This window comes from Spiroplasma endosymbiont of Lariophagus distinguendus, assembly GCF_023846195.1.
Classification (GTDB): domain Bacteria; phylum Bacillota_I; class Bacilli_A; order Mycoplasmatales; family VBWQ01; genus Spiroplasma_E.
The window spans coordinates 1-639 of sequence record NZ_JALMUW010000166.1 but is presented as its reverse complement, the minus strand read 5'-3'; the positions used below and the strand labels follow the sequence as shown (position 1 = coordinate 639).

Here is a 639-nt window from a genome sequence, read left to right as displayed (position 1 = left end):
TTTTGCATTTTTAAAAATTCTTGAAATAAAATTTTTAGAAAAATAAGTATATTCATATTCTGCTTGAATATGTGTATATGTTTTTTTAGTTATTAAATTTTTAATTAAATTACTAAGTATTTTTAGTTTTAAATCTTTCATAAATCTTGCACGTTTTTCAATATTAAATTCTTCATCTGTAAAATATCTAGTTCTTTTTTCTATATTATCTCAATATATTCTTCTATTAAAAGTTACAAATCCAATTTCAGTATTTACTGTTCTATTACGTTTTTTAGAAACTTTATATCTTTCTTTTTCTTCTACAGTTCTATTTTGAAAAAAATTTTCATCTCAATCCTCGACTTCTTTGACAAAATATGATTTAATATCATTGATTTTATTGTTCAAATAATTTTGAAAATTAAACATCTTTCAACACCTTTCTATTGATTTTTTAACTCCAAGCATTGTATCAAATTTATTAATTTAATGTTGAAAAATGTTTAGTTTTATAGTATAATATTTAGGAACGATAAAATTGATGATAATGATGTATTTCTAGTTTAACGTTTAAAGATAACTTTTATTAGTTATCTTTTCTTTTTTAATAAAATAATGTACAATAAAGAAAAATATAAATAGAAAAGGAAAATAAAA

1 protein-coding gene is annotated in these 639 nt (G+C 18.6%); it reads right to left on the bottom strand.

Features of this window, described 5'->3' with window-relative positions:
• Positions 1-411 (bottom strand): UPF0236 family transposase-like protein (locus tag M0D11_RS06340; protein ID WP_252321125.1); only part of this gene is annotated, 411 nt, incomplete at its 3' end.
• Positions 412-639: the final 228 nt, after the last annotated feature.